A 5926-nucleotide genomic window follows, 5' to 3' on the forward strand; every position below is an offset into this window, starting at 1 on the left:
GGTGCGCTTGAACGGCAGCAGCATGCGGTCGAAGCCGCCCTGACCGTCGAGAAACGTGAATTCCAAAGGCTCGCCGGCAGCGTTGACCAGCCGATTGTGTTGCGGTGTCCAGCCGGCCTCGGCGAGCAATTTCAACGCTTGCAGTTGCTTGTCGCGGATGTAGCCGCTGCCATCGGTTTTCGGTGCCTGATACACCGCGGTGAAGACCTCGTCGGGGATCTGCCCGCGCAGCGGTTCGAGGATCTTCAACTCGTCGGCATCAGGTAGCGCGGTGGCGGCCATTTCACTCTTTGGCCAGAAGCTGTTCTGGCGCACGTAGAAGCCGCGCATCATCTGCTTGTTAGTCCACTCGAAATCCCACAGCAGGCTGATGGCCTGACGCACGCGACGATCCTGGAAAATCGGGTTTTGCAGGTTGAACACGAAGCCCTGCGCCGCCGTCGGTTTGTCCGGGGCAAGGATCGACTGCTGCAAGCGACCGTCACGCAATGCCGGGCTGTCATAGCCGACCACATAACCGGACGAGGAAAATTCGCGGTTGTAGTCGAAGGCGCCGGCCTGCAACAACTGACGGGCGACGTCAGTGTCGCCGTAAAAATTCACCGTCAGGGTGTCGAAGTTGTACATGCCACGACTGACCGGCAGGTCTTTGCCCCACCAGTCCGGATCGCGTTCGAAACTGATGCTGCGCCCGGCATCGACCTTGCTCACGCGGTACGGGCCGCTGCCCAGCGGCGGCTCGAAACCGCCGCCATTGGCAAAGTCGCGGGTTTGCCACCAGTGTTCGGGCAGCACGCGCATCGTCGCCAGGTCCAGTGCCAACGTGCGGTTGAGATTGTTCTTGAAAGTGAAGCGCACCTGCCGCGGGCCTTCGATCAGCACGTCCTGCACGTCGGCGTATTGCTGGCGATAGCTGAGGCTGCCCTTGGTCATCAGCAGGTTGAAGGTGTAGCGCACGTCCTCGGCGGTGATCGGCGTGCCGTCGGCGAAGCGTGCCTTTGGATTGAGGGTGAAGCGTACCCAGAGTCCCTCGGGATCGCGTTCCATTTGTTGCGCGACCAGTCCGTAAACGGTGTAGGGCTCGTCCAGCGAACGGAACGCCAGCGGCGCATACACCCAGTCGTTGACCTGCACCACGGAAATGCCCTGATCGGCATACGGGGTGATGTAGTTGTATTGACCGATTTCCATCGACGCCCGGCTCAGCGAACCGCCCTTGGGCGCCTTGGGATCGACGAAGTCGAAATGCTCGAAGTTCGCCGGATACTTCGGCGCTTCGCCGTACACCGTCAGCGCATAACTGCCGCCGGCCAGCGCCGAAGTGCCGGTGCATAGCAGCGCACTGCCGAGCAGCAGGCCAGCCATGTTGCGCAAAAAACTCATGAAGTCACTCCTGAAAATCCCTGAAGAAGCCCGAATCCCTGTGGGAGCGAGCTTGCTCGCGAATGCGGTATGTCAGCGAAGGATGTGTTGACTGACACGACGCCTTCGCGAGCAAGCTCGCTCCCACACTGGGGTTGTGGTATTTCCGGTTAGAAGTGGTAAGTCATGCGCGCAAACAAGGTACGGCCCAGCGGGTCGGTGTAGCGCGGGTCATAGCCGCTCTGGAAGTTGTAGGCCTGGTTGGTGAACGGCGGGTTGCGGTCGAACATGTTCTTCAGCCCGGCATCGACGTCCAGCACCTTGTCGAAGGTGTAGCCGGCCGACAGGTCCCACACCGAATACGACGCCACGCGTGCGTGGGTGTCGCGGTCGTAGTCGTTGTAGCCGGTGGTGAAGCGGTTGGTCAGCGACGCCCGCGCCGCGCCGAAGGTCCAACTGCCGGTGAGGTTGTGTTTCCAGCGGGCAATCACGCCGTCACCCTGGAAGTCGCCGACCTTGTCGGTGAACGGGCCTTTGATGGTGCTCTGGAAGTCGTACTCGTCAACATAGGTGCCTTGCAGGCCCAGGCCGAACTGGCCGTACGGCGTATTCGGGAAGCGATAGTCCAGCGACACGTCGACCCCGTTGGTTTCGACGATGCCGAGGTTGGCGTTGCCAGTGACGATGTAGTTGAGCGTGCCGTCGGCATTGCGCACGAAGCGGTCCTGATAGGCACCGGCCTGATCAAACACGGTGGATTCCGGGAACGGCTGGATCTGGTTGGAAATGTGAATCCACCAGAAATCCAGGCCCACCGACAGGTTGTTCACCGGTTGATAAACGAAGCCCAGGGTGACGTTGCGGGCTTTCTCCGGCGCCAGATCCTCATTGCCGCCGATCTGGTTGAGGAACTGCTGACCGCAATCGCGCCCGCCGTTGCCGCCTGGTTGCACTACGCCGCCGGTACACAGCACCGGGTCGTTGTAGTAGCCCTGGGTGAAGGTGATGCTGCGCGGTGAATAGAGCTCGTACAGCGACGGCGCACGGAAACCTTCGCTGTAGGCACCACGTACCACCAGCTCTTTCAACGGCTGGTAACGGAACGAGTATTTCGGGTTGGTGGTGCTGCCGAAGTCGCTGTATTTGTCGTGACGCACGGCGGCGGACAGTTCGAGGCTATCGAGCACCGGCACGTTGATTTCGGCGTACGCGGCTTTCACGCTGCGGTCGCCTTCGACGCTGCCGTTCGGGTCGATGCCGAGGCTCTGGATATCGCCGGCAAACTGCTCGAAGTCCTGGTGGAATTTCTCTTTGCGGTACTCACCACCCAGCGCCAGGCCGGAAGGACCGGCGCCGAACCAGTCACCGATTTCGCGGCTGATCCGGCCGTCGAACCCGGCCACGCGGCCGACAGCCGTGGTGTAGGCGCCGTGGTACGCCGCCGCGTCGATGTACTGCTGGCCGGCAGCGGATTGCGGGCCGAACGGGTTGAGCAGGCCGCTGGCCAGACCATTGATCATCGCCTGGTCGCTGACATAACCGCTGGTGACGCTGGAGACGATTTTGTTCTGGTTGTACGAGGCGCCGACGTTGTAATCCCAGCCGCCGACCAGACCGTCGAAGCTGAGCAAGAAGCGCTGGCTGGTGTTCTGGTCTTTCGATTCACGAGGGCCGGCGGCGGTTTCGCGCCAGTTGACGTCCACCGGTTGCGTCGGGTCGAGGGCGAAACCGGTGGGCGCCGGGGTGATGCCGTTGCCGGGGTAGTAGGGCGATGAGGCGTCCAGGCTCAGGCCGGTGAGCGGAGCCGGGCCGACCGCCGTGGCGTTGTTGTTGCGCGACCAGAAGTATTCGAGGTTGACATTGTGGTCGTCCGCCAGCTTGCCGGTGGTCTTGCCGAAGAACGAAGTCTTTTCGGTTTGCGGAATCAGGTCGATGTATTCGCGGGTGCTGAAGCGGCACAAACCGTCGCGGGCCACCAGGTTGGGGCCGTTGCAATTGCTGTTGGCCAGTGGGTTGGTGGCGTTGCCGTTCTGGCTGTAGTTGCCGGGGAATGCGGTGCCGGAGGTCTGGTCCAGGCCGCTGCCGGGCACGTAGTCGCGGGCAAAGGAGCGGTCGTTGGCGTCGAGGTTCTGCTGCTTGTTGTAGTTGAACACGCCGAGCACGTTGAAGCGGTCCTGCTCCAGATCGCCGTAACCCCAACTGGCGCTCATGTCTTTGGTAGCGCCACCGCCGCTGTGGGTCGGGGTTTCGCCGCCGAGGGTCAACTGGCCGTCGGTCATGGATTTCTTGGTGATGAAGTTGATCACGCCGCCGATGGCGTCGGTACCGTACAGGGCTGACGCGCCGTCGCGCAGGACTTCCACGCGTTCGATGGCGGCAAACGGGATCATGTTCAGATCCACCGCGCCACCGGCCGAGTTGGTGCCGGACAAGGCGTTGTTGGCCAGGCGTCGACCGTTGAGCAGCACCAGCGTCTTGTTCGCGCCGATGCCGCGCATGTCGGCAAACGACGCGCCGCCGGTGGCCGCGCCGACCGAGCCGGCGCTGTTGTTGATCGACTGGCTGCCGGTGATGCGCTGCACCAGTTCGGCGGTGGTGGTCACGCCTTGTTTGCGCAGTTCATCGGCCTTGAGAATGGTGATCGGCACCGCCGTCTCGGCATCGACCCGGCGAATCGCCGAACCGGTCACTTCCACCCGTTGCAGTTGCGTGGTCGGCGCAGCCACCGTCGCCGCAGCCGGTACGGCAGCATTGTCGTCCTCGGCGGCTTGCACGGTGCCGGCGCCCATCCCCATGGCCACCAGGTACAACGGAACAAAACGGTGACGAGAAATCGTTGCCACCAAAGGTTTGAGCGTGAAGCGTGGAGTGTTCATCAGCATGGTTGTTTCCGACTTTGTTAGACGTTATCGAATTGGCCTTGTGAGCCCCTCATTGCTCCGCTTTCGGTGATACCGCGTGCGGAAAACCACTTTCTTCAAGCAAGCCGATCCCCTCCGAAGACGCTTTGCGTTTTTCGGTCGGCTGATTGCGACGGGAGGCGGTCCGCGGTGTCGGGCGCGTTTTTTAACGCGCGCCCGACACCGCACTCAGTGGGTGGTCATCACCGATATTTTGGTAATGCCCGAGCGTTCGATCGACGCCATGGCCTTGGCCACCTGGCCGTAATTGACGGCGGAGTCGGCCTGCAGCTGCACGCGGACTTCGCTGTCCTTGGCCTTGACCTCCTTGAGGCTGGCCTCCAGCGATTCCGGAGCCAGTTCGGTCTTGGCCAGATAGAACTTGCCGTCCTGATCGACGCTGACCACCACCGGATCCTTCTTTTCGGCGGGGGCGACGGCGTCGGTTTTCGGCAAATTGACTTTGATCGCGTTGGTCATCAGCGGTGCGGTGACGATGAACACCACCAGCAGCACGAGCATCACGTCCACCAGCGGCGTGACGTTCATTTCGCTGAGCACTTCATCGCTTTCTTGAGTGGAAAAGGACATCAGCTGGCCTCCCGCACGGCGGCTGTGGTTTTGCTGGCGATGGCCTGGCGGCTGATGGAAAACGCGCTGCGCGAGGCGAGGGCGTCGAAGTCGTGGGCGAAGTCGTCCATGTCCGCCGAGGCGAGCTTGAGGCGACGCAGGAAGAAGTTGTAAATCAGCACCGCCGGCACCGCGACGGCGATGCCGACGCCGGTGGCGATCAGTGCGTGACCGATCGGGCCGGCGACCGCTTCAAGGCTGGCCGAACCGGTTTCGCCGATGCTTTGCAGGGCTTCCATGATGCCCCACACGGTGCCGAACAACCCAATGAACGGCGCGGTGCTGCCGATACTGGCGAGGATCGCCTGACCGTTTTCCAGCGAGCGGCGTTCCTTCTGGATCTGCTGGCGCAGGTTGCGTTCCAGGCGATCCGAGCGATTGATGGTGTGCGCCAATTGCTGGGTGGTGCGCGGCGAATCCTCCACCAGCAGGGCTTCGAAACCGCTGCTGGCGATGCGCGCCAGCGAGCCCGGGTACTGGCTGGCGTGCTCGGCGGCGGTGAGCAGGTCCGGCGCGCCCCAGAAGGCTTTGCTGAACTGTTTGTTCTGGGCTTTCTGGCGCAGGTATTGCGCCGACTTGACCAGCAGGATCGCCCAGCTGACCACGGAAAACAGCACCAGCCCCCAGAGCACACCGGGGACAATCATCGAAGACAGAGAAGGGTTCATGGCTACACCTCGCTTGCATTAAGTCGGTTGTGAGTTCGTCGGGTTGTGCCGTTATTGCGGCAATTTGAAATCAATGGTCTGGGTGGCGAAGCCGTCGATCGGCGTGTCACCGCGTTTGGCCGGAATAAACTTCCAGTTCTTCACTGCCGCGACGGCCGCGTCATCCAGTTGCGGCTTGCCGCTGGACTTGGTCACCGTCACCGAGCCGGCGCGTCCGTTGGCCAGTACCTGAATACGCAACACCACGCTGCCTTCCCAATTGCGCCGCAGCGCCAGCGACGGGTATTCCGGCGGCGGGTTGCCGAGGCTGGCGAGGCCGGAAATCGCCGCCGACTCTTTCACCGGCGCGGGCGCGGCGGTGAAAGA

The 5926-nt window shown here is 62.4% G+C and carries 5 protein-coding genes; all 5 read right to left on the reverse strand.

Annotated elements, in window-relative coordinates; genetic code table 11:
* Nucleotides 1-1383: extracellular solute-binding protein (locus tag DBR24_RS10625; protein WP_146189014.1), on the reverse strand; the 1383-nt coding region annotated here is incomplete at its 3' end.
* Between the two features lie 149 nt (nt 1384-1532).
* On the reverse strand, nt 1533-4244 hold the full coding sequence (locus DBR24_RS10630; RefSeq protein ID WP_177490511.1) for a TonB-dependent receptor: 2712 nt from the start codon (nt 4242-4244) through the stop codon (nt 1533-1535).
* Nucleotides 4245-4451: 207 nt separating this feature from the next.
* Nucleotides 4452-4853 carry a biopolymer transporter ExbD gene (locus tag DBR24_RS10635; RefSeq protein WP_128614703.1) on the reverse strand — a complete coding sequence of 134 codons (402 nt, stop codon included), beginning with the start codon at nt 4851-4853 and terminating at the stop codon, nt 4452-4454.
* The gene (locus DBR24_RS10640; protein WP_123462257.1) at nt 4853-5560 is read right to left on the reverse strand and encodes a MotA/TolQ/ExbB proton channel family protein; all 708 of its coding nucleotides are present in this window, start codon (nt 5558-5560) and stop codon (nt 4853-4855) included. The genes DBR24_RS10635 and DBR24_RS10640 overlap by 1 nt, the downstream gene beginning before the upstream one ends.
* Nucleotides 5561-5611: 51 nt before the next feature.
* Nucleotides 5612-5926: energy transducer TonB (locus DBR24_RS10645; RefSeq protein ID WP_146189015.1), on the reverse strand; the 315-nt coding region annotated here is incomplete at its 5' end.

It is taken from the genome of Pseudomonas sp. HMWF006 (assembly GCF_003061205.1).
Classification (GTDB): Bacteria; Pseudomonadota; Gammaproteobacteria; order Pseudomonadales; family Pseudomonadaceae; genus Aquipseudomonas; species Aquipseudomonas monsensis.